Origin of the sequence: Providencia sneebia DSM 19967 (genome assembly GCF_000314895.2) — a bacterium.
GTDB lineage: Bacteria > Pseudomonadota > Gammaproteobacteria > Enterobacterales > Enterobacteriaceae > Providencia > Providencia sneebia.
In genome coordinates, this window is record NZ_CM001773.1 from 3,010,051 (window position 1) to 3,033,525 (window position 23,475).

General features: G+C 36.6%; 16 protein-coding genes and 3 pseudogenes. 8 read left to right on the forward strand and 11 right to left on the reverse strand.

Annotated elements, in window-relative coordinates:
• Positions 1 to 60 precede the first annotated feature (60 nt).
• Positions 61 to 367 (forward strand): annotated as a pseudogene (locus OO7_RS16720) (methionine synthase); the annotation flags it as partial.
• Between the two features lie 197 nt (positions 368 to 564).
• Positions 565 to 648 (forward strand): annotated as a pseudogene (locus tag OO7_RS17655) (hypothetical protein); the annotation flags it as partial.
• A 600-nt stretch (positions 649 to 1,248) separates the two neighbouring features.
• Here OO7_RS17655 and OO7_RS12685 read toward each other — a convergent pair.
• Together OO7_RS12685 and OO7_RS16865 are read right to left on the reverse strand one after the other, a co-directional pair.
• A complete protein-coding gene (locus OO7_RS12685) occupies positions 1,249 to 1,512 on the reverse strand; it encodes a hypothetical protein (RefSeq protein ID WP_008916324.1) in 264 nt (87 codons plus the stop codon).
• 219 nt (positions 1,513 to 1,731) lie between these two features.
• Positions 1,732 to 1,899, reverse strand: a complete 168-nt coding sequence (locus tag OO7_RS16865; RefSeq protein WP_156823149.1) for a hypothetical protein — start codon at positions 1,897 to 1,899, stop codon at positions 1,732 to 1,734.
• A 617-nt stretch (positions 1,900 to 2,516) separates the two neighbouring features.
• Here OO7_RS16865 and mutS point away from each other — a divergent pair.
• Entirely contained in the window at positions 2,517 to 5,078 is a 2,562-nt protein-coding gene (gene mutS / locus OO7_RS12690) for a DNA mismatch repair protein MutS (protein WP_008916325.1), read from the forward strand.
• Between the two features lies 1 nt (position 5,079).
• Positions 5,080 to 5,850, forward strand: coding sequence for a tRNA isopentenyl-2-thiomethyl-A-37 hydroxylase MiaE (gene miaE, locus OO7_RS12695; RefSeq protein ID WP_008916326.1), 771 nt, complete (start codon positions 5,080 to 5,082; stop codon positions 5,848 to 5,850).
• 62 nt (positions 5,851 to 5,912) lie between these two features.
• Here miaE and OO7_RS12700 read toward each other — a convergent pair whose 3' ends face one another.
• From OO7_RS12700 to OO7_RS12710, 3 genes are all read right to left on the reverse strand, one after another.
• A complete protein-coding gene (locus OO7_RS12700) occupies positions 5,913 to 7,076 on the reverse strand; it encodes an MFS transporter (RefSeq protein ID WP_008916327.1) in 1,164 nt (387 codons plus the stop codon).
• Positions 7,077 to 7,814: 738 nt separating this feature from the next.
• A complete protein-coding gene (locus tag OO7_RS12705; RefSeq protein WP_008916328.1) occupies positions 7,815 to 8,852 on the reverse strand; it encodes a galactose-1-epimerase in 1,038 nt (345 codons plus the stop codon).
• Positions 8,853 to 9,031: 179 nt separating this feature from the next.
• Positions 9,032 to 9,961 carry a cation diffusion facilitator family transporter gene (locus OO7_RS12710; RefSeq protein ID WP_008916329.1) on the reverse strand — a complete coding sequence of 310 codons (930 nt, stop codon included), beginning with the start codon at positions 9,959 to 9,961 and terminating at the stop codon, positions 9,032 to 9,034.
• Positions 9,962 to 10,250: 289 nt separating this feature from the next.
• Here OO7_RS12710 and OO7_RS12715 point away from each other — a divergent pair, with 289 nt between their 5' ends.
• Entirely contained in the window at positions 10,251 to 10,688 is a 438-nt protein-coding gene (locus tag OO7_RS12715) for a universal stress protein (protein ID WP_008916330.1), read from the forward strand.
• Between the two features lie 56 nt (positions 10,689 to 10,744).
• Here OO7_RS12715 and eco read toward each other — a convergent pair whose 3' ends face one another.
• The gene (gene eco, locus OO7_RS12720) at positions 10,745 to 11,221 is read right to left on the reverse strand and encodes a serine protease inhibitor ecotin (RefSeq protein WP_008916331.1); all 477 of its coding nucleotides are present in this window, start codon (positions 11,219 to 11,221) and stop codon (positions 10,745 to 10,747) included.
• 255 nt (positions 11,222 to 11,476) lie between these two features.
• On the opposite strand from eco, the pseudogene OO7_RS12725 reads away from it, so the two are divergent.
• A pseudogene (locus OO7_RS12725) lies at positions 11,477 to 11,693 on the forward strand (DUF465 domain-containing protein).
• 293 nt (positions 11,694 to 11,986) lie between these two features.
• Here the strand turns inward: OO7_RS12725 and tnpC are convergent.
• The 3 genes from tnpC to tnpA all read right to left on the reverse strand — a co-directional run bounded on the left by tnpC (position 11,987) and on the right by tnpA (position 14,232).
• Entirely contained in the window at positions 11,987 to 13,510 is a 1,524-nt protein-coding gene (gene tnpC / locus OO7_RS12730; RefSeq protein WP_008914071.1) for an IS66 family transposase, read from the reverse strand.
• A gap of 84 nt (positions 13,511 to 13,594) precedes the next feature.
• Positions 13,595 to 13,939 carry an IS66 family insertion sequence element accessory protein TnpB gene (tnpB, locus tag OO7_RS17555; protein WP_008914070.1) on the reverse strand — a complete coding sequence of 115 codons (345 nt, stop codon included), beginning with the start codon at positions 13,937 to 13,939 and terminating at the stop codon, positions 13,595 to 13,597.
• Positions 13,936 to 14,232, reverse strand: a complete 297-nt coding sequence (tnpA, locus tag OO7_RS17560) for an IS66 family insertion sequence element accessory protein TnpA (protein WP_008914069.1) — start codon at positions 14,230 to 14,232, stop codon at positions 13,936 to 13,938. Before tnpA ends, tnpB begins: the two co-directional genes overlap by 4 nt.
• 49 nt (positions 14,233 to 14,281) lie before the next feature.
• On the opposite strand from tnpA, the gene OO7_RS12745 reads away from it, so the two are divergent.
• Both OO7_RS12745 and OO7_RS12750 read left to right on the forward strand, forming a co-directional pair.
• Entirely contained in the window at positions 14,282 to 14,617 is a 336-nt protein-coding gene (locus tag OO7_RS12745; RefSeq protein ID WP_008916333.1) for a nitrous oxide-stimulated promoter family protein, read from the forward strand.
• Between the two features lie 844 nt (positions 14,618 to 15,461).
• A complete protein-coding gene (locus OO7_RS12750; protein ID WP_008916334.1) occupies positions 15,462 to 16,295 on the forward strand; it encodes a helix-turn-helix transcriptional regulator in 834 nt (277 codons plus the stop codon).
• Between the two features lie 191 nt (positions 16,296 to 16,486).
• On the opposite strand, the gene OO7_RS12755 is transcribed toward OO7_RS12750, so the two are convergent.
• Together OO7_RS12755 and OO7_RS12760 are read right to left on the reverse strand one after the other, a co-directional pair.
• Positions 16,487 to 22,198 carry an FKBP-type peptidyl-prolyl cis-trans isomerase gene (locus tag OO7_RS12755; RefSeq protein WP_008916335.1) on the reverse strand — a complete coding sequence of 1,904 codons (5,712 nt, stop codon included), beginning with the start codon at positions 22,196 to 22,198 and terminating at the stop codon, positions 16,487 to 16,489.
• Positions 22,195 to 22,737, reverse strand: coding sequence for a hypothetical protein (locus OO7_RS12760; protein ID WP_008916336.1), 543 nt, complete (start codon positions 22,735 to 22,737; stop codon positions 22,195 to 22,197). Before OO7_RS12760 ends, OO7_RS12755 begins: the two co-directional genes overlap by 4 nt.
• Positions 22,738 to 23,475 lie beyond the last annotated feature (738 nt).

Sequence of the window (23,475 nt, forward strand, 5' to 3'; positions counted from 1 at the left end):
ATTCTTGAACATTGATCAACTAACGACGCTCTTTAATTGAAAAATATAAGGCCATCTATTATGAAAATATTGCTACCCACTTCAACTGCTGGCAGCTTACTAAATCCTCTTGGCTGATACATCCGAAAGCACTTTTCCCGCCTTGAAGTTACAAAATGAAGAGTTAATTGAAGGAAAGCAAGATGCGCTTCGTTTGGCTTTAAAAGATTAATTACGTGCAAATATTGATATTGTCAGCGATGGCAAACAAACTCGTCAGCATTTTGTCACCACATTTATTGAGCACTTAAATGGCATTGATTTTAAAAATTACCAAATCGTGAAAATTCGCGATCGTTATAATACAAATGTACCAACAGTTGTTGGTGTTGGTGTTGGTGTTGGTGTTGGTGTTGGTGTTGGTGTTGGTGTTGGTGTTGGTGTTGGTGTTGGTGTTGGTGTTGGTGTTGGTGTTGGTGTTGGTGTTGGTGTTGGTGTTGGTGTTGGTGTTGGTGTTGGTGTTGGTGTTGGTGTTGGTGTTGCACATCAACAACCTGTTTTGTGGAAGATTGCAATATTTTCTATGACCATTATAAAAACCATGAAAAATTGGCATGGGTTATCAACCAAGAAACAAAAGAGTTAGAAGCTATCTATATTGATATTATGTAGTTTGATGAACCTGCTTTTAATCTATTTGAAGTGAATGGTTGAGGAGTTGCTACTTAAGAAGTAAATAATTGATGCAAAAATCATTCAAAAAGAACTATTAGCAAAATAATTACATTAAATTTTAGAACAAGTTAATCCTCGATTGATTTAAATAATTATTTAAATTAACGCCAGAATATCACTGGCGCTAATCGTTTAAAACCATTCAATTATAAATAATATTATTTATAAACTTTTTAATAACATTAGGCATGCTAAAACATATAATAATAAAAACTCCAATATTTTTTATTTATTTTAATTTATATTGTTATAGAAAATACTATTAATATCCTTACCTATTTCATTAAAAGCCTCATCGGATACCATCATAAAATATCACTTGTATGAATATGCACAAAAAACACACAACGACACAAGAGGTGAATAGGTTGCTTTAATTTAACATTCTGATATATATTATTAATTTACCCTATAGATTTTAAAGATAAATAGTCTCTTAAAATGGATTTCCCTGATAAATTATAAAATTATTAATAATATTTATTATTTTTTCTTTAACCTTGATAAGTAACCAGGCTCAGTTAATTAATATAGTTACTCCTTTTTACTCGAACGCTCTTTATTGGCTTGAGCTAATACTGAAGCTGCAAACATTTTGGTTTCTTCACTATATTTATCACTTTTCAAAACATTTGATGCAATTGTCTCCAACTTTGCACCTGTTTGTTTTAATGTGTTTGATTGTGATAAAACTGATGCAGCTAACATTTTCTTTATTTGAGATTCATTTTTATTATGAATTGTTTTAGCCGCTTGAGAAGCCAGCTTTTTAGAACTTTGCTTTTTATTGATTGTCATAACTTACTCCGTTAAGTGAAAGACAACGGAAATGTATTGTATTCCACCGCTATTGTAAATAACTCAATATAGTTATTATGTAACGTTTATTACAATGGAAAACAGTTCTATTAATTAACACGCCATTAATTATAATAAAATTATTTCCATTACTATTATTAAATAAAATACACTCCGCGCTCTACCTATATTCATTCATCTCAGCAGAGCAATATCCCATTAAAAACTCACTATATTCGCTTTATTTTCTGGGCTAAGCTTTGCTAATCGCCATAAGCCGCCAAAACTTCCTTGTCGTGTAGCCGTGATAAGATAATCTATTTTTTCTGTGGGTTCGTCTGTCAAATCTGCAAGATAACAATAAGCAGCGGCTTTAATTGCGGTCAAAATGCAATAAGGATTGCCTTACGTAATTGTTCTGGCTGACGTATAACGCATTTAACACATAGATTCTGACAACATTCACAACTTATCAAATGATCCTCAATAATGTTAATTTCTTACTTTTGATTTAGCATTATCATGATAGATAAATCGAAACGTTACCGCATTTTAATGTGTGATACTGAAATGCCATTAATTTGAGGAAAATTACTGGTTTTTAACTGTACAAGTTTACCTATAACTGGGCTACTATAGTGGCAAAGGGATCTTGCAGATAATCACTCTGTAAAATACACGTAAATTGGTATTTTTACCTGTATCGGGTATCTTCTGCCTACACTAATATTTCATTACATCAATGATTTCCTTTATTGATGAAATCGTATTATTGAGATTTTTTTCTCTAGAATGCTTACCTTAGCTCAGGTTTATCATAAGGTAACTCAAGGTTTTTAGTAGCAAATATAGATTGATGTTATTCATTCACACTATCTGTAATCACCAACATGCAATCTGCACTTATATATGGGATTCTGTGATATTTTATGAGCTGGAAAACAAATAAAACCATCAACCACCACAGAATTAAATAAATTCAACGAGTTAAAAAAGATAAGTTTATGACTGACAACCAAAATTTCGAATCCCACACCCCAATGATGCAACAATATTTAAAACTTAAAGCACAACATCCAGAAATATTGCTGTTTTATCGTATGGGCGATTTTTATGAACTTTTCTTTGATGATGCCAAGAAAGCTGCTCAGTTGCTCGATATCTCTTTGACAAAGCGCGGGCAAACAGCAGGGCAACCTATTCCAATGGCGGGTGTTCCTCATCATGCCGCTGAAAACTACCTAGCAAAACTCGTACAGATGGGAGAATCTGTTGCGATTTGCGAACAAATTGGTGATCCTGCAACCAGTAAAGGCCCTGTCGAGCGCAAGGTTGTTCGAATTGTTACGCCGGGAACGATCACGGATGAAGCATTATTGAATGAGCGACAAGACAATTTGTTGGCAGCAGTTTGGCAAGATGTACAAGGCTATGGTTTCGCCACACTTGATATTACGTCAGGGCGCTTCATTATCAGTGAAATTCCTGATGATGAAACACTACAAGCAGAGTTACAGCGTACGCGCCCCGCAGAATTACTCTATCCTGAAGATTTTACCAGTTTATCGTTAATTGAACATAACAAAGGGCTTCGCAGGCGTCCTTTGTGGGAATTCGAGCTTGAAACAGCCAAGCAACAATTGTGCTTACAATTTGGCACTAAAGATTTAATTGGTTTTGGTGTTGAAAATGCACCTAAAGCATTAAGGGCCGCAGGCTGTCTTTTACAATATGTCAAAGATACCCAAAGAACCTCATTACCCCACATCCGCAATGTTGTGATGGAAAAACAATCTGAAAGTGTGATCCTTGATGCCGCTACACGTCGAAATTTGGAAATCACTCAAAACCTTTCAGGTGGAACGGATAATACCCTTGCGGCAATTTTAGATCTGTGTGTAACGCCAATGGGAAGCCGTATGCTAAAACGCTGGCTACATACCCCACTTCGACATATCCAAACTCTGACTAACCGCCAACAAGCCATCGCAGCATTACAAAATTGTGGTGATGAGTTACAGCCATTCCTGCGTCAAATTGGTGATCTTGAACGAGTATTAGCGCGTTTGGCATTGCGTTCAGCTAGACCTCGCGATTTAGCTCGCATGCGTTATGCCTTTGAACAATATCAAGACATTCATCAAATTCTTAGCCAATCAAACTGCCCTTACCTAGAAGATTTACAAAAACGTATAAATCAATTTGATGAGCTTCAAGATTTATTACAACGCGCAATTATTGAGTCACCACCGGTTCTTATTCGTGATGGTGGTGTTATTGCCCCTGGTTATCATGATGAACTTGATGAATGGCGTGCACTTGCTGATGGTGCAACAGATTACCTAGAAAAACTCGAAATTCGTGAAAAAGAAAAACTAGGTATTGAGACATTAAAAGTAGGCTATAACGCAGTGCATGGCTACTTTATTCAAGTCAGCCGTGGGCAAAGTCATTTGGTTCCAATTCATTATGTACGCCGTCAAACATTAAAAAATGCAGAACGCTACATTATCCCTGAATTGAAAGAATATGAAGACAAGGTACTCACTTCAAAAGGTAAAGCATTAGCGATTGAAAAAACCTTATATGATGAGCTATTTGATGTGTTGTTGCCACATCTGGCCGAATTACAAGCGAGTGCAGAAGCTTTAGCGGAATTAGATGTTTTAAATAATTTGGCTGAACGCGCGGAAACCCTAGGTTATTCATGTCCTCAATTAACAGATAAGCTAGGCATTCAAATCACTGAAGGACGCCACCCGGTTGTAGAGCAAGTGATCAGTGAACCTTTTATCTCGAACCCCCTATCATTATCACCACAACGTCGATTATTGATCATAACAGGACCTAATATGGGGGGAAAAAGTACCTATATGCGTCAAACTGCATTGATCACATTATTAGCTTACATTGGTAGTTTTGTTCCAGCCACAAAAGCTATTATAGGTCCAGTTGACCGTATTTTTACCCGTGTTGGTGCATCTGATGATCTCGCTTCCGGCCGCTCGACTTTCATGGTTGAGATGACTGAAACAGCGAATATCTTACATAATGCAACTGAGCATAGTTTAGTTCTGATGGATGAAATTGGGCGTGGAACATCGACTTATGATGGCCTTTCTCTTGCTTGGGCTTGTGCAGAAAATTTAGTGAATCGCATTAAATCAATGACCCTTTTTGCAACGCATTATTTTGAATTAACAACCCTTCCTGAAAAATTAGAAGGCGCAGTTAATATTCATCTAGATGCAATGGAACATGGGGATACCATCGCCTTTATGCATAATGTACAAGAAGGCGCTGCGAGTAAAAGTTATGGATTAGCCGTTGCATCACTTGCTGGCGTCCCTAAAGAAGTGATCAAACGTGCTAGACAAAAATTAAAAGAGTTAGAGTTTATCTCTAATAATACTAATGCAAGTCATGTTGATGCAGCCCAATTGAGCTTCTTAACACAAGAAGAACCTTCAGCTGTTCTAACAACTTTAGAAACGATTGACCCCGATAAACTAACGCCTCGTCAAGCGCTTGATTGGCTATACCGTTTAAAGGAGCTAAATAAGTAGTATGCAGGAATACTCTGAATTACTCGCGCCGATTAGGCAATTTTTGCATTGTGAGACACCGGAAAGTTGGGTGGCAAAAGCTAGCCAGCCGAAAAGCTTACCTATTCTTTTAAAAGATCATCTGTTATGCGAATTAAAAGCGGCACAAAGTGCTATGTTCTTAATCCGCAAATATGCAGTTGATAAAGAAAGTGCACAAATTTTGCTCGAGTGGTTTAAACCTTATGAAGCCTTTGCTTATGATCGTATTGGTGATGTTTATTCATTAAAAGATAAGAATCAAATATCAAAACAAGTTCTGGCAAAAAAACCTTCGCCTTATAGCCAAGATTTAATTGATAAAATGGTGTTACTTATCAAAGAAGAACTTCACCATTTTTATCAAGTTTTGGAAATTATGCATCAACGCAATATCACTTATGATGGCATCACAGCCAGTCGTTATGCTAAAGGTTTATTTAGTCATATGAGTGGTCATGAGCCACAAACGCTTGTCGATAAACTGATTATTGGTGCTTATATTGAAGCACGTTCATGTGAGCGATTTGCCAAATTGGCACCATTTTTAGATGATGATTTAGCCAATTTTTATTTATCTTTATTACGCTCAGAAGCTCGCCATTATCAAGATTATCTCAATTTAGCGCAGTCAATCAGTAAAATAGATATTGGCGAACGAGTACAAATGTTTGGCAGAGTGGAAGCACAACTTATTAGCTCAGAAGATGCTGACTTTAAGTTTCATAGCGGAGTGCCAATAAGTTTATTGTAAAAGATAAAATAAGAGACGAGGGATTAAGCTCGTCTCTTATTTATTTAGAAAATGAATACTGTTTAGTTTGCCAATACGCCCGCTTTGCGGCGAACACTTGAAATTAGCATGTAAATAGCGGAAATCGTCAACACGATAAAGAAGAAATTCACTAAACCATTATGTTGGCCTAAGAATGTTCCCGCAGTCAATGGACCTAATGCCGAACCCACACTATAGCTAAATAACATCACTTGAGTTGCTGCAACAATATAAGATGAGTCGAGATTGTCACAAGCCAGTGTTATTGCTATTGGATAAAGGGCAAAAGAAGACATACCCAATAATGCTAATGCAATGATCATAGTTAAATAATCATTTGAGATATAAATCAGTCCCATAGCAAACACGCCTAGCAAAGAAACCATAGCTAACAGTAATGTTTTGCTCATCATAATAGATAATTTACTAATAACAGGTTGGATTAACATTCCACCTAAAATGATGGAAGCCATCAAAACACCAACTTGCTCGGTCGTAAACTTGTCATTTTTTAATGATAGTGGCATTAAACCATAAATGGTGCCCATCAAAATACCTGAAGTCATACAGCCAATCATTGCCGGTTTGCTCAGGCGAACAATTTTTTTAAATGATAATTTTTGGTGTAAGTCACAAGCTGGCTGCCCTTGGCGAAAAAACAAGGGAGGTAATACTGCAATTAAAAGTAAGCCAAGCACGACCATAAATGGATACGCACCTTGTGTACCAATCACACCAATGGCAAGTTGACCTAATGTTGTACCGCCATATAGGGAAGTCATGTAAAAACTTAAGCGTTTGGCTCTCTCTTTAGCACTATCACCAATTAATAACCAAGACTCAACCACGACAAAAATACCCGCGACCGCAATCCCTGCCACTAAACGTATAGGCAGCCAAGCTTCAATAGTTGGTAACCATGGCAAAACAACCACAGTTGCAGCAAGCATTAATAAGAATGCGATAAAAGAAAATCTATGACCAATTTTTGCAATAACAGGCTCTATCAACATTGACCCGATAAGTAAGCCAATATAATAAGCACTTGCTAGCCAACCGGCATAACTGGTATCGATATTAAAGCTGCCCATTGATAATGGGATTAAGCTCATTAAATACCCAGAAGCAATTGCAAAAACAGTCAAACCCGCAACAGGTACAAAAGTACTGTCTTTTTTGCTTGTTATTGTAGAGGCCTGTTTCACGACCCACTCTCCCACTGACAAAATAAATGATAATGCTGCATCTTCATCGGGGGGCCACACGGCAATATTGAGTTTAAATAAATAAACACATTCCGGCGACTAGTGCAGGTGTAAAATATAGATGAGGTTAATTTGGCCGCAATATAGATCTTTCATGCGAGAAATTAAAATGAGAAAAACTAATGGTAACTAGCAAAAATATTTATGTGAATAATATCACATTTTTTTCGTGATATACGCAATCAAAAACAGAAGATCAAAACAAGATAAATTCATTAAAAACAATACGTTAAAAAACCATCTTAATGTTGCGCTTTTTAACAAGCCTCCTCTTATTTAGAAGGTCATTTATCTTATAGAAAAAATATTGTTTGGTTAAAAAATAGTTTCTTACAATATTATCTAAAAGAACATGACTTATTCACTATCCATTAGTGCTTATTCTCATATTTATTCTTTGAATAAAAATATAATCTTGTTATTACGTTTTGAGTAAATTCATTCTCTTTTTTTAATCATCACCATAATTTTACCTGATGAATACTATGCTAAACAGCCTATTTTCTGTTTAGAAAATTCAGACTAGAGACAAAAAAATAGGCGATAATTATCGCCTATTTTTATTGTTCTGATCTTATCCAAGATAACTTTTATCATTCAATACATCATATTATGAATTTTAGATACAAATAAAATTTAATGTTTTAGCATGGCTATACGTTATATATTGAAAATGTCTTAAAAAATAAACTGATAACACGTTTGGTGCTGATAACATTTATTTGGCTGGGATATTCCGCGATATCTTTCATCCCATTCAGGATGATTCATTGCATCAGGTAAAAATTGAGTGTTCAATGCTACGCCTGAAAAATGTGTGTAATGACGCGATTTACCGGGTATAGAAATTAAATGATTCCCCGTATAAAAATGAATAGATGGCATTGTGGTTGCAATATTCATTTGCACATCACCATTTGGTGAAAATAATGAAGCAGCTGTATTTTTACCATCCGCAAGTGAATCATCTAATATCATAGCATGGTGATAGCCCCCTGCTATTTTTTGCTGATCATCCTGTAAAAAATCATAACCAATCCGTTTTTTATCACGAAAATCAAAAGTACTATTTTCCACAGGCAACCATTCCCCTGTAGGGAGCCCCTTTTCATCAATTGGCAAGTAATGTGCTGCTGCTAATTGTAAATCGTGTTCTAATGCAGTCCGCTGTGAATCTTCCCCTGCAAGATTAAAATAGGCATGATTTGTTAGGTTGACCGGACATAACGCATTAACTTGAGTGTAATAACGAATAATAACTTCATTTTCATCTGTTAAACGATAACAGACCTCTGCTTGTAATTTTCCAGGGAAGCCTTGATCGCCATCCGGTGATTCTAAGGAAAAGATTGCTTCTTGTGGGCTAACTTGTGTCACTTTCCATACACGGTAACTGAAATTATCTAAATTATTTCTTTGATAATGTGCTTCGGGGATAACTACAGAATCTTTTTCAGAAAGCGAAAACTGACTTTTAGTAATACTATTTATTGCAACTCGTCCGACAATTGAACCTAAATAAACACCTTGATCCATTTGTGCTGCCATATTAGGTGAACCCAGCAAGATATCACGCTTGCCACTTTTTAATGGCAATAGACAACTAATCCAACTCGCGCCTAACGTTGACAATAAAATTTTCATGCCGTTATGATTAGTTAAAGCAATAACTTTTGATGATCGAGCAGTATACCTAACGCCTTTTGATAACTGCATTATTTCTCCCAAATTATAATCTATTTGCCATAACATCAGCCAAAATTTAGGCTGACAAATATTAGTATCAACGTTAGCTGAGTTGATATTTCATCAATAAAATTATTGTTTAATATTCATAACAACGACGAAATAACCAATTATAAATCAACATATCACTACCTGAAAATACCGATTCATTAATAGCGAATGTCTTTATCATAAGGATCTAAATGAGTCATAACATTTAAGATTAATGGATTTTCCATTAATTTTTCACGGGCTTTAACCGCAATATCATGCCCAAGATAAATAGGCATATTACCATCGACTTCTAAATGCACATCAACCAAATAAAAATCACCTGATTTACGTGTTTTTAAATCATGAAAACCTTCTATCTCATCAATGCTAGCCAAAGTATCTCGGATTTCTTGCAAAGTTTCTTCATCAGCACCTTGATCCATCAAGTCTTGCATTGATTGTTTAGTAAATTTGTATCCCATACGAAATACAAAAGTCCCGACTAAAAACGCCGCAATAGGGTCAAAAATCTTAAATCCACATAAACTACCAATAATACCAATCGCGACAACTAACGATGAAGCTGCATCAGAACGCGCATGCCAAGCATTAGCAACTAACATATTAGAATTAACTTTATTTGCCACACGTAGCATATATCTAAAAAGCCCTTCTTTTGCGACTAATGAAACCAATGCCGCAATTAAAGCAATCATATGAACATCTTGGATTAAATCTGGGTTCAACAATTTTTGAATTGCAGACCAAATCATTCCTACACCAACAAGCAATAAAATAATTCCCAGCACTAAGGACGCACCATTTTCATATCTAAAATGGCCATATGGATGATCTGCATCCGGTTTTTTATGACTTTTTTTATTTGCGATTAATACAACAAAATCAGCAACAAGATCAGATAATGTATGAATACCGTCTGCAATTAAACCTTGTGAATGTGAAATTATACCAATAATAATTTGCCAAACAGAAAGTATTAAATTAACGAATACACTGACTAAAGTACTCTTTTTAGCTGCATAGAACTTTTCTTGTTGAAGAGCAAGTTCATCATGTTCTGGCTGAGAACCGTTATATTTACTCATAATATATTTTCTTAATGAAAAACAGAATGATTACTATTTAAAAATCAGTTGGTTATATCTTAATATATTAAATAATCTCATAATAAAAAGCAAAAGTCTCTATATTTACTCTGTGTTACTCAGAAGATGAATTGAAAGCATTATTAATAATAGAATAAATTATTTTGAATAACGAAATGTGACTATTTATTAAAATTCCAAATCTAAAATTAACAATGTACAAATCACATATGTTCTATTAATGGTGAGCTGTTATAATCAGTGAAAATAACATATTAATGGGGTAGTTATGTATAAGAAAATTTTAGTACCGATAGACCTACTAGAAGATGATCTTAATCTAAAAATTATCAAGCATGTTGAAGAACTTGCCAAGCTTGGTTCCCCTGAGATCCATTTTTTATCCGTACTTCCTAATGCTGAACTTTTTTTTGGTATTGAAGTAACAATCTTACCGGAAAGTCAGAAAAATTCTGCTGAGCGTTCTGCTTTGGCATTAAAAGCATTAGAAGAAGTTATCAAGGATATAAAAATTCCTGACGATAAAATTGTTTGTCAAATAGGAATTGGGTCAGCAAAAGATGAAATTCTGAGTTATGCAGATGATATCAAAGCAGATTTAATTGTTCTTGGTTCTCATCATCCAAGTACTTCAACCTATTTATTAGGCTCAACGGCTTCAACTATTGTTAGGCATGCAAAAATATCGGTACTCGTTATCAGATAATGTCTAACAAATAAAAATGCTGCACAAAATAACCCGTGCAGCATTTTCATAAAAACTTACTTTTTAACAGAATTTAATAAATCACCTTCTGTTGACCAAATACGGTATTTCACATCCATATTACTTGGTGCATAAACAACAATAGGCAATTTACTGTTATAACGAATAAAGGCATCATCCCCAAGCTGAGTGGAAATAAAACGCTCTTTATCTGGTTCATGGCATGCCATCATTGTAGATGCTGGTCCTTTTACCTCTTCTAATTTATAGTAACTATAACCCCAACCCTCTAACGTTTTTTCTTCTAAATCCCCCATAAACCATTTATTATTGCAATCCGTTTTTTCTGTTTTTCCAATAACTAATTCTACTTTGTAATTTTCTTCATTTGGTTTAGGGGCGAGTTGGATAACATGTCGAGTCATGTCGGGATCTGCTTTAGGATAAGGTGCAATCTTTTCTAAATCCTCCGTTGCCACAGCACAAGAAGATACTATAGCCATAGCCATGACAGACAAAATTGCTTTTTTCATTATAAAATCCTATAAAATACGTTTTAGTTAACTAAAATCAAGATACAAGCTCAACCACATGACAAATACCAGTATCTTTATGATGAACTCCAAAATGTAAAAATCTCACTAACCTAACAAGTTCTATCTTATCTAATTTTAGTACAAGGATCATAAATTAGATAAAAATATTGTAAATTCCTTTTAGTTCTAATGCATAAATAATAGTCGATGTTTATACTGGAGTTGAGGCTTAATAAATTCTGAGGAGGTAGTATGTTATCTACAGATCAAGATTTAGTTTCACAATTAGTTGCTACACATCCCCGTTTCCAAGTCCTTTATGAAAAACATCATCAGTTAGATAAAGAAATTAGCAAACTAGAAGGCCCGTCCGGTGCTGGTTACAATGAACATGTTGCAAAGCTCAAAAAAGAAAAATTGCATCTGAAGATGAATGCAAAAAATAATGCAATCCGCAACAAAAGGATAAAGATTTTATATAACTAACCTAAAATGAGGCGCTTCCCTTTTAAGCCTCAAACGATATCAAGTTAACCAATCGGTTCAGGTAAGTTACTTTATTGGACTTTAGTCATGGCATAAGCATCAGCTTATGCCATTTTAGTTTACAAACAGCCTTAAATACGCCTTCCTATCCCTCTCCATAAGTTGTATATTAAATGCATCTATTGTTTGAAGATAAGAGATCCTAAAGATGACTGGAAAACGCATTAATCGAGAAATCAAAACAATTGAGTAAGCGCTTAATGAACCAGTAAAGCTTTACTCAACCTCACTGATTTCTACGTTCCATGGCATGAGATCCGACACATCATCTTTCGGACTTCGTTTTGGTAACTCGGTAAACAGGTGTTGGAAGTAATAATAAGGGTTCATGTCATTAGCGCGGCAAGTCATCACGAGGCTATACAAGTTTGCACTCGCCTTTGCTCCGCCTACCGAAGTTGAGAACATCCAATTTTTGCGACCTGTCGTGAACGGCCTTATATCTCGTTCGGTCACATTGTTGTCGATACTTATATCGCCGTCTTCAAGGTAGGTAAGCAGCTTAGGCCACTGGTTTTGCGTATAAGTGATGGCTTTGCCAAGTAATCCTTTAGGGAGAACGTTTTGACTGTCAAGCCATTGCTTGAACTCATCTAAAATAGGTTTGGCTTCTTCTTGTCGTAGTTGGTGTCGAGATTTTGCGTCAAGCCCTTTGGCTTTCTTTTCAAGACCGTATAGTTTGCTAATAAAGTTCAGTGCTTTTTCTGGCTTGCCCGCTTTTTTTGATGGTGAAGCTTTTTGAGCATCAGTAAACTTTCTGCGTACATGCGCCATGCAAGCAGCTTGAGTCACGTCCTCAAGTTTGTCGTATGCACTGTAGCCATCCGATAGCAAGTAACCAGAGTAACCACCTAAAAAGTCTTGTACGCACTCTGCTCTGCGGCTGGCTTGATAGTCGTAGATAACCACTGGGTTATTGACGAACTCACCGCTACGATAGACCCACATATATGACTTAGATTGTGCTTTCTTATCTTCTTCACGTAATACTTGAACAGTGGTTTCGTCCGCGCAGATGAGCTTTTCTTTCAATAACTCACTTTTCATTGCATCAATAATGACTTGCACTTTGCTTCCTAACTGAACGCACCAGTTGGCCAGTGTAGCGCGGCTAATATCTATACCAGAGCGATTGAGAATATCCACTTGGCGATAGAGTGGCAGAGCATCAACGTATTTTGCTGTGACTACAGCGGCGAATGCATCTGCACTCCCTAGGCTTTTAGGGATCATACTTGCGGGTTTTGGGGCTGTGATAATCTTTGTTTCAGTCTGTGTTTTTTCACACTGCCGGCAAGCGTACTTGGTTCGCTCGTGACGTATAACACTAACCTTCTGTGGGATGATTTTCAGCTCTTCAGAAGTTTCAACACCACATTGATGTAAAGGCTCGTCGCAGCAGTCGCAATAAGGGGCATTGAGTTCATGTTTATGAACTTCACGCTCGAGCTCTTTTGGAAAAGGCTTACGGCCTGTTTTTTTCTTGTCGTCGTCGGATTTAGCCGTACTCTTTTGTTGCTCCGCTTCGTTAAACGTACCTTTGGGTATTTTTTCACTTTGTGATGAGAAGCGCTTTGACTTACTTAAATTGAGCTGTTCAATCAACAACTCAATTTTGGTTTTGAGCTCGGCAACCTCCTCTTGCTTTGCCGCAAGGAGTTTATCTTTTGCTTCGTTCTGTTGGTGAAGCTCAAGCAGCATAGCTTTTAGCTGGTCGATATCATCAGGGAGGTCGGTCATGTCTGGGCTCTGGTCATCTCAATGACTTAAGTATGACAGCAAAAAAGGATCGTTCAAGCCCAACGTGACGATCAGTATCAGCGGTCACACTTCTAGATTATGAAGTGGACGATGAGCTTTGGCATGTTCGAGCGTTAACCCCGAAAGAAGCCAACCCAGTTGTTGCTTAGTAATATGAATGGCTCCGTCCTCACTGGGTCTTGGCCACTTGAAGGTCCCTTTTTCTAAGCGACGATAGTACAGCCAGAAGCCATTAGTATCCCAAAACAAGATTTTCAATTTATCTCGGGTACGATTGCAGAAAATGAACCAAGACTCACTAAACGGATCCATCTCAAGAGTCTCCGCGACAATCAACGATAGTCCATTAATGGACTTACGCATGTCCGTGACTCCAGAGATGAGGAAAACCTTACCTGTTGGTATCATTGTAGCGCTTCAAACCAAGTCTTAATTTGTTGCGAGCTAAGCGTTGCCGGCAGTTCTGCTCGAATGCCATTATTGAGAATTAACACAACACAACTTGTGCTCACGGTAGGCTCTGTCACCACGATAGGTTGAACCCTGGTTTCAGGCTCGGATTGCGTGAGCTTTTTCGACCAATAGTGAAAAGTCTGATAGCTTATGTTTTGCTCCGAGCAAAACTGCTTAATGCCTAAATTACTTTGTCGTTGCTGCTCTAGAATTGCAGCCCAGTATTCTCGTTTACTTTGTTGTTCCATAGTCCCTCCAATGAAAAAGCTACTATGGCAAATGACGAGTTTGTTTAGTATGTGTGGTTCATTAACCGCTTACACAATTGATAAGATGATAAAAATATATGAAAAATCGCATCCTACATCTCCAGAAGATCCTAACCAATATGACAAGCTATTTGCTTATGCAGTTAATCGCCTTGAAAAATGTCGTTATGGAGAAATAAAGCCAGCTTGCAAACAATGCCCAATACATTGTTATCAACCTAAAATGCGTGAAGAAATGAAAAAAATTATGCGTTGGTCTGGTCCAAGGATGCTTATTTATCATCCAGTATTAGCTATCAGACATTTATTGGATGATCGTAAACCTGTTCCTGAATTACCTCAAAAACAACGTAAGGAGAGGTAGTAATAAACTTAGTAGGTTGTAATAATATTAATTGTCTATTCTAGAAAAATAAACCTATCTTTCACCTCCATTATAAAATAATATTATTATAGAATAATATCTCATATTTAAGCATCCTATCTAACAACAATACTTTCATCTCATTTATAAACCTCAATCCGTTACTCCTATTAAAAATAAAACATTCATTATCAAATATTGAATATAATATATACCATATAGTAAAAATAATATTTTTTTATAAATTTTTACTTATCATATTAAAGATAAAAACCGGATTATCATATCGAATAAATAAGACATAAATCTAAAAATAATACTATATCTCACATTTCAATTTAATAAATTAATATTAACGATTATATATTTTAATTGATGATTTTATAATTCCAATAAAATATTAGATTTATTTATTATTTAAGCTATTTTTGGTACAAAAAACAATGAAAAACACAAATTAATAATAACTATGATTATTAAAATTAAATAATTAATCATTTAATATTAAAAATAATATTCACAAAAATACCAATTTGACATATAAATCTACAATAAACAATATGAATGGTATATAAATCTTCAATGAAATCTCAAAAAGATGAAGAAATAGCAAATAAATTGAAAAGCTATAGTTTTTACGAATTGATATAGTGCTTTTTTTCGGAAAAACAATCGTTAGAAACATTTACTTATATTTTATATTTTATTGTAGAAAAAACAGAATTGCGTTATATAATTTCACTCAACAATTGAGTTGTAGTTTTATATTTCAACTCTTATTTCAATAACATTCTTGCACAAAAACGCACCACATAGATAATATGGTTAACATTTAGGATGATTTATGCAGAGTGATTACAATTTAAATAACCAATATATAAAAAAAATCGTTATTAACAAAAGTAATCCATATTTTATTATTGAGCAGCCAACAAAAGGTATTATTATTATTGAGCAAGGCTCTTTAATATGGGAAACACCAACAACATTTGAATCACTACAGAGCGGTGATATTCTTTATCATCGACAAGGTTCATATGCACTAAGGATCCCTAATGATGGGATTGAGTGTGAAATCATTTGGGTTAGCCTTAGTGACAAATTATTACGCGAATTTATTAATCATTATGGTTCTCAATTAAGTGAAATAGAAAGAGTAGGAGATCATAGCCATTATGTCATTAGATTTACTACATCAGAATTAATTGATGAACTAAAAAATAGCTTAAAAACTTTTTTATATCAAAAATATCCAGATATTCTTATCTTACTGCGTATTTATGAATTATTATTATCTCTATCCTATAGCTCACAAGGTGCTCAATTACTTTCAAGCTTGAGGCAATTAAGTAATCGCCAAGCAGAGCGCTTACAAAGCTTTATGGAAAATAATTTTTTAAGAGAGTGGAAACTAACTGATTTTGCTAAATCATTCGGCATGGGATTAACTTCATTTAAAGAATTGTTCAATATGGTTTATTCCACTCCTCCACGTTCTTGGATTAGTGAAAAAAGGATCATGTATGCGCATCAGCTTTTGCTGAATACACAAATGAGTATTGTGGAAATATCGATGGAGGCTGGTTTCTCAAGCCAATCCTATTTTACTCAAAGTTATCGTAAGCGTTTTGGATATACACCGAGTAAGTCGAGGTCATTTACTTATCAACTTACATAAAATGATGCCGCATAAATCATTAATAATATATATTTTAATTACTTAGATAATCATAGTCCTCCGGCATATTCGTATACATTCAGCAATGTTCAGCATAATAAATGGCTGAATAATAAAACGCCCGATAGGCTTTATCGGGCGTTTTATATCGGATAAATTATCTAATTTAGATAAAAACTAGGTAATGCAAGTTATTTAGCACCGATTATCTTCAAATCAATAATTGACATTGAATTTGGCGGAACTTGGCCTGGAATACCTTCTACACCGTAACCACCTTCAGGCTTAATATAGACTTTGACCATTCCACCTTCCCCTGCTTTTTCAATAAAGGAGTTCAGAGGAACTGGTAACTCTGCATAAGGCAATGTTACTGGGTTTTTATCCGTGTACATCACAGTCACAGTTCCATCTGTTAGCTGCTCTCTCATAATAAATGTGATATTTTTATTTTTCACATTCGAGATAGGCTTACCTTTTTGTATGACTTTATAGTAAGTATAAGCATCCAGTTTAGAATATTTTTGCTTAGTAATATCTGCAATAATTTGTTTATTACGCGTCTCATTTTCTGAGGCAATTTTATCCAGATCTTTTGCTGAAGGCTGTTTAACTATTGGTCTACTTACACCACCGCTACTAGGCGCAGTTTTCGCTTTCAATTTATCATTCTCATCTTGTAAGGCCATAACCTTCTTATTGAGATCCATAATTTGCGCTTTTAATGCCGCATCTGTTGATAGTGATTTTTGTTGTTCTAACTCAAACTGTAGTTTTTTCAGTTCTGATTGCGCTTTAGCTAAATCTGCCTGTAATTTCACGCTATCGGCTTGTTGCTTTTTCAACTTATCAAGCTCTGAACTTTGTGTTTGATATTGACTATCAAGCACTTTTAATTTTTGAGCATCAAGTTTTAATGCGCTAATTTGTTTATTCGCATCCGCTAACTGTTTTTCAACATCACTGGTTTTCTTATCTCGCTTAGTGATATCACTTTCCAATTGAGTTAGCTTCAATTCGCGTTCTTTAACTTGTTTTTCAAGCTCCAATTTTTGAGTTTGCAGCTGTTGTTGAACCGATTTTAGTTCAGCCTCAAGTGCTTTTTTCTGATCAAGTTCACTATTTTTTGCTGTTAATGTCGTCTGCAATTTCGCCATTTGCTGTTCATGCTCTTTCAGCTTAGCTTGTAACTGCTGATTTTGCTGATCGAGCTGTTTCGCACTGTCTTGCTGTTTGGCTAATGCTTCTTGCGTTGCTTTGCTAGACACTTCAGCTTTTTGCAAGTCCGCTTCTTTTTGCTTCAATAACGTGACTTGTTTTTCAAGATCAGCCGTTAATGATTTGACTTTTGCATCAGTTTCTTGTGCCATCAGGCGTTTTTGCTTGTCGATCTCTTGTTGCAGCTGCTCAACTTGTGCTTTCGATTCGGCTAACTGTTTTTGCGCTGTCGCGAAGCCTTGCTCATTCTTCGCCAACGTTGCTTCTAGCTGCTGCTGTGCTGCTTGCCCCGTTGCATACTGTTTAGCCAACGCTGCTTGATCTGCTTTTTGCGTTTGCAATTGCTGCTGAGCCGCTTTTAGCTCGGCTTCCAAGGCTTTTTTCTGGTCAGCTTGTGCAGTTTGCGCTGTTAATGCTGATTGCAATTTCGCCATTTGCTGTTCATGCTCTTTCAGCTTAGYTTGTAACTGCTGATTTTGCTGATCGAGCTGTTTCGCACTGTCTTGCTGTTTGGCTAATGCTTCTTGCGTTGCTTTGCTAGACACTTCRGCTTTTTGCAAGTCMRCTTCTTTTTGCTTCAATAAYGYGACTTGTTTTTCAAGATCRGCSGTYARWGATTTGACTTTTGCATCRGTTTCTTGTGCCATCAGGCGTTTTTGCTTGTCGATCTCTTGTTGCAGCTGCTCAACTTGYGCTTTCGATTCGGCTAACTGTTTTTGCGCYGTCGCRAAGCCTTGCTCATTCTTCGCCAATGTTGCTTCTAACTGCTGCTGTGCTGCTTGCCCCGTTGCATACTGTTTAGCCAACGCTGCTTGCTCCGCTTTTTGCGTTTGCAATTGCTGCTGAGCTGCTTTTAGCTCAGTTTCCAAGGCTTTTTTCTGCTCAAGTTGCGTTGTTTGGGTGCTGATTGCTGTTTGCAATTTCGCCATTTGCTGTTCATGCTCTTTCAACTTGGCTTGTAACTGCTGATTTTGCTGTTCGAGTTGTTTCGCACTAGCTTGCTGTTTGGCTAATGTTTCTTGAGTCGTTTTGCTAGACACTTCGGCTTTTTGCAAGTCGGCTTCTTTTTGCTTCAATAACGCGACTTGCTTTTCAAGATCAGCGGTCAATGATTTGACCTGAGCATCCGATGCTTGCGCCATCACACGTTTTTGCTTATCGATTTCTTGCTGTAACTGCTCGACTTGCGCCTTAGATTGCTCTAATTGTTTACCTGTGGTGACAAAATTAAGCTCACTTTTTGCTAAAGCTGCTTCCAACTGCTGCTGCGCTGTTTGGTTAGCTGTAAATTGTTTTACCAGTGTCGCTTGCTCTGTTTTTTGAGATTGCAATTGTTGTTGTGCGGTTTTTAGCTCAATTTCTAGGGCTTTTTTCTGCTCAGCCAATGCCGTCAGTTCATTCAATGAAGTTTGTAATTTTGCGGTTTGCTGTTCATGCTCTTTCAGCTTAGCTTGTAGCTGCTGATTTTGCTGCTCAAGTTGTTTAGCAGTTTCTTGTTGTTTCGCTAAAGCCTCTTCCGCTTTTTGTAAATTAACGTCTTTTTGCTTCAACAAGGCCACTTGCTGATCAAGATCAGCTGTTAGTGATTTCACTTGAGCATCTGATGCTTGTGCCATTACACGCTTTTGCTTGTCAATTTCTTGCTGTAGCTTAGCTACTGCATCGTTGGCTTGCGTTAGTTGCTGCTGAGCAAGCGTATAATTTTGCTTTTCCTTAGCCAAAGACGCTTCTAACTGCTGCTGGGTTGTTTGGCTAGCCGTAAACTGTTTAGCCAACGCCGCTTGTTCTGCTTTTTGTGCTTGCAGTTGTTGCTGAGCCGTTTTTAGCTCGGCTTCTAAGGCTTTTTTCTGCTCTGCTTGCGTAGTTTGTTCGCGTAGTGCGGTTTCCAGTTTTGCCGTTTGTTGTTCGTGCTCTTTTAGCTTGGCCTGCATCTGTAGGGCTTGTTGCTCAAGCTGTTTCGCTGCAGTTTGCTGTTTGGCTAAGGCTTCTTGCGTCTCTTTGCTAGATGCCACCGCTTTTTGTAAATCAGCTTCTTTTTTCTTCAATAACGCGACTTGCTTTTCAAGATCAGCGGTCAATGATTTGACCTGCGCATCTGATGCTTGCGCCATCACGCGTTTTTGTTTATCAATTTCTTGTTGCAGTTGCCCGACTTGTGCTTTAGCTTGTGTTAACTGCTCTTGAGCTGCCGTGAAATCAAGCTTATTTTTTGCCAAGGTTTCTTCTAACTGCTGCTGTGCGGATTGGCTAGCCGCAAATTGTTGCGCTAATACGGCTTGCTCACCTTTTTGCACTTGGATTTGTTGTTGGGCCGCTTTTAACTCAGCTTCAAATTTTTTCTTCTGTTCAGCTTGATTATTTTGCTCGACAAGAGAAGCTTTTTGTAATTTATCCAGTGCCTCTTGAGCAGCCATATTATCTGCTTGGGCTTTTTGTAAGTCGGCTTCTTTTTGCTTCAACAAGGCCACTTGCTGTGCAAGATCAGCGGTCAAGGATTTGACTTTTGCGTCCGTTTCTTGCGCCATCAAACGTTTTTGTTTGTCGATCTCTTGCTGTAACTGCGCCACGGTATTATTGGCTTGAGTCAGTTGCTGCTGCGCGGTGGCAAAACCTTGTTCGTTTTTCGCTAAAGTGGCTTCTAATTGCTGCTGTGCAGATTGGCTGGTCGCAAACTGTTTCGCCAGTGCGTCTTGTTCCGCTTTTTGTGCTTGCAGTTGTTGCTGTGCCGCTTTCAGTTCCGCTTCTAAGGCTTTTTTCTGCTCAGCTTGCGCGGTTTGTTCGCGCAGTGCGCTTTCCAGTTTCGCCGTTTGCTGTTCGTGCTCTTTTAGCTTGGCCTGCAATTGTTGAGCTTGTTGCTCAAACTGCTGCGCTGCGGCGTGCTGTTTGGCTAAGGCGTCTTGTTTCTCAGCGCTTGCGGCTTGGGCTTTTTGCAAGTCGGCTTCTTTTTGCTTCAATAAAGCCACTTGTTGCGCAAGATCGTCCGTCAAGGATTTAACTTTCGCATCCGTTTCTTGCGTCATCAGACGTTTTTGTTTGTCGATCTCTTGCTGCAATTGCTCAACTTGCGCTTTTGCTTGCTCAAGCTGCTGTTGATAAGTGGTGGAATTTTGTTCGTTTTTGGCTAAGGTGGCTTCTAACTGTTGCTGTGCAGATTGGCTGGCCGCAAACTGTTTCGCCAGCGCGTCTTGCTCGGCTTTTTGCGCTTGCAGCTGTTGCTGAGCCGTTTTCAGCTCCGCTTCTAACGCTTTTTTCTGCTCAGCTTGCGCGGTTTGCGACGTTAGCTCTGTTTCCAATTTAGCTATATGTTGTTCATTTTCTTTCAGTTTGGCTTGTAGTTGCTGATTTTGTTGATCAAGCAATTTAGCCGCTTCTTGCTGTTTCGCTAACGCTTCCTGACTTGCTTGGCTTTCCGCTTGCGCGGCCTGTAAAGCTGACTCTTTTTGTTTCAATAATTCTTGCTGCTCAGCTAAACTTGCATTAGCCAGTTTTAGTTGTTCATCATTATTTTTACCAAGAACTTCCATCTGCTCTTTAGCATCACTTTCTAACTGGTTAATTTGCTGAATAAGTTGTTCAACACGGCTTTGCGCCTCTTCAAATTGTTGTTGCGCCAATTCAAGTTGTTTATCTTTTTCAGCTAATTGTTTTTCTGCAAGTATGCGTGCATTTATACTGTCTTTTAGCTGATTTTCTAATTCCTGAATAGATTGCTGAGCCAATTGGTTTTGTGAAGTCAGCTGTTCTATATTATTTTGATTTTCAGTTAACGTATTTTTAGCCAACGCTAATTCATTGCTCAGTAAAGCAATGGATTCTTGATCTTGAGTCTCTTTTAATTGCTCTTGTAATAAAGCCATCTGGCTTTTATTCGCTTCAAGTTCATTGTTGATACGTTCTATTTCAAATTGTTTATCCGCAATAATATGACTAAGTTCAGCGACACTCTTATTATGCGCAATTAATTTTTCAACTAATTCTCTATCTGTTAATAGTTGGTGATAGGCAATAAGTTGCCCTACACCTTGAGCAATTCCAAATCTAAACAAATCTGTTGATTGCTGCTCTTTTAACAGATTGGCCAACTGCTCTAAATAAGCCGTTGTATTTTCAGTTTTACTCACTGAATACTCAGGTGAATATAATCCTAATAGATTCAAAACTATTTTGTATTTATCGAAATCTTTTGATAAATACTGAGGATGCCACTGGTTAGCATTAAATAGATATGGATATGATGATAATAGCAAAGACTGATATGCTGGATAAGTTTGCTGCCCAACAACATTATCAGGTAACCGACATTCAGACAAAGTAGGAGGTGCTACTTTGCTATCTGTAACGGGTGCCGTCGTTTTAGGCTGAGTCTGTTTATTAGTGGTATTTGTTACTGTCGAGGATGAACTCCCCGAAGTTTTCGTTTTCCCATCACTTTTTTTACCCGAAGAAGAAGAAGAAGTCCGAGACTTTCCTTTTGGTTCAGGTGCAAAAGGTAGACTAGAGAATGCATCGTACCCTTGATTTTGAATATCCAATGGTTTTTCGTTAGGCAATTTGCCTTCTTGTTCAAGCTCAAGGTAAACATCAAAGTCATCTATGACATGATTAAAGCTATCCGATTTAGCAAATTGACTAAAAGCAGCCGAAAAAAGAGCCAGAGATATACAAAGTCTTAGGTTAATTCTCATAATCCACTAATTTTTTCTAATGTTGATTCGGTAGATAAAACGGAGTTATAGCGAACCTTGGCACAGAGAACTTTGGTTTTAGCCTCAATTGCCATTTGCAGTAATTCAATCGTATCTGGGCTTGCTGTAGTAGCAACTTGTTTATAAAGCTGATTGATATCACTCACTTCTTTAAAAGATCCCACAAGGCGGTTGTAATCTTTTGGTGATAATGCTTTCAGTGCATTCAGCTCTTTTATACAAGTGCTTAAGTTTTTAAATGACTCTTTATTAGATTCATTTAAATCAAAATCTTTTTGTTCCGTTGGCGGTTTACTCATTGCTGTGTTCAAAACAGCTTGAGACTCTGCATATGAATAGTTCATAGCCGCTGAGTTTTGAGTCGGAACTTGTGTTTGTGTAGCAGGAGGTGTAGATGTAACAGATGAAACTTTATTTTCTTTAGTTTCAGTATTGTTAAAACCTAAAGAGCACCCCGAAAGAACAGCCGTACTTGCTATGAGCAAAGACGCAACAAAAAACTTATCATTTAAAAACATATAGTTACCTTACCAGCACTTTTTCTTCGCTATTATAATGATATCCAAGAAACCTAGTGTAAGCTAAAAGTTAGTTATTTTCTATAAGTCCTAATCTAGAAATAGAATCATCCCATAAATTTAGGTTAATTGTTTTAATATTAACACTAATTCAACACTCTCTATACTATTTTTATTCTCGATAAAATAAAAAAATATCCATTAAGATCTTAAATAAACATAATAAAAAAACATCAGTTAATACTTATCAATAAAATTATTTCTGTTAAACACTTATATAACGTCGATATAAAACGCAACAAAAAACCCTTATATTGAGTATATCACGATTAATATTTTATTAGATTAGCTACGTTTTAAAGAATTAACCTTATATACCTCTTTTCGTTATCACTTTTCATAACAACTAAGCACTTTTGATAAAAGCAGCATAACCTTTTTCATCATTAAGACAAAGGTGCAAGCTATTTGATAAAAATAGTATGGCTTTACTAGAAACTACGTTTTTATACCTAAAATACACCTAATATTAATTAAAGATAATCATTTATCTTCTTTTATATAATCACTAAAACTTATTCAATTATTACTCATAAGAAGTTACTGCAAACTAAAACATTAATAGTAAATATAACTTCATCACAAAATAAACTTAACATCACAATTAGATAATACACAAAAAAACAAGTTAATCTTCCACATTACGCAAAAATTGAAAGCTTAATAGAGGTAAACACG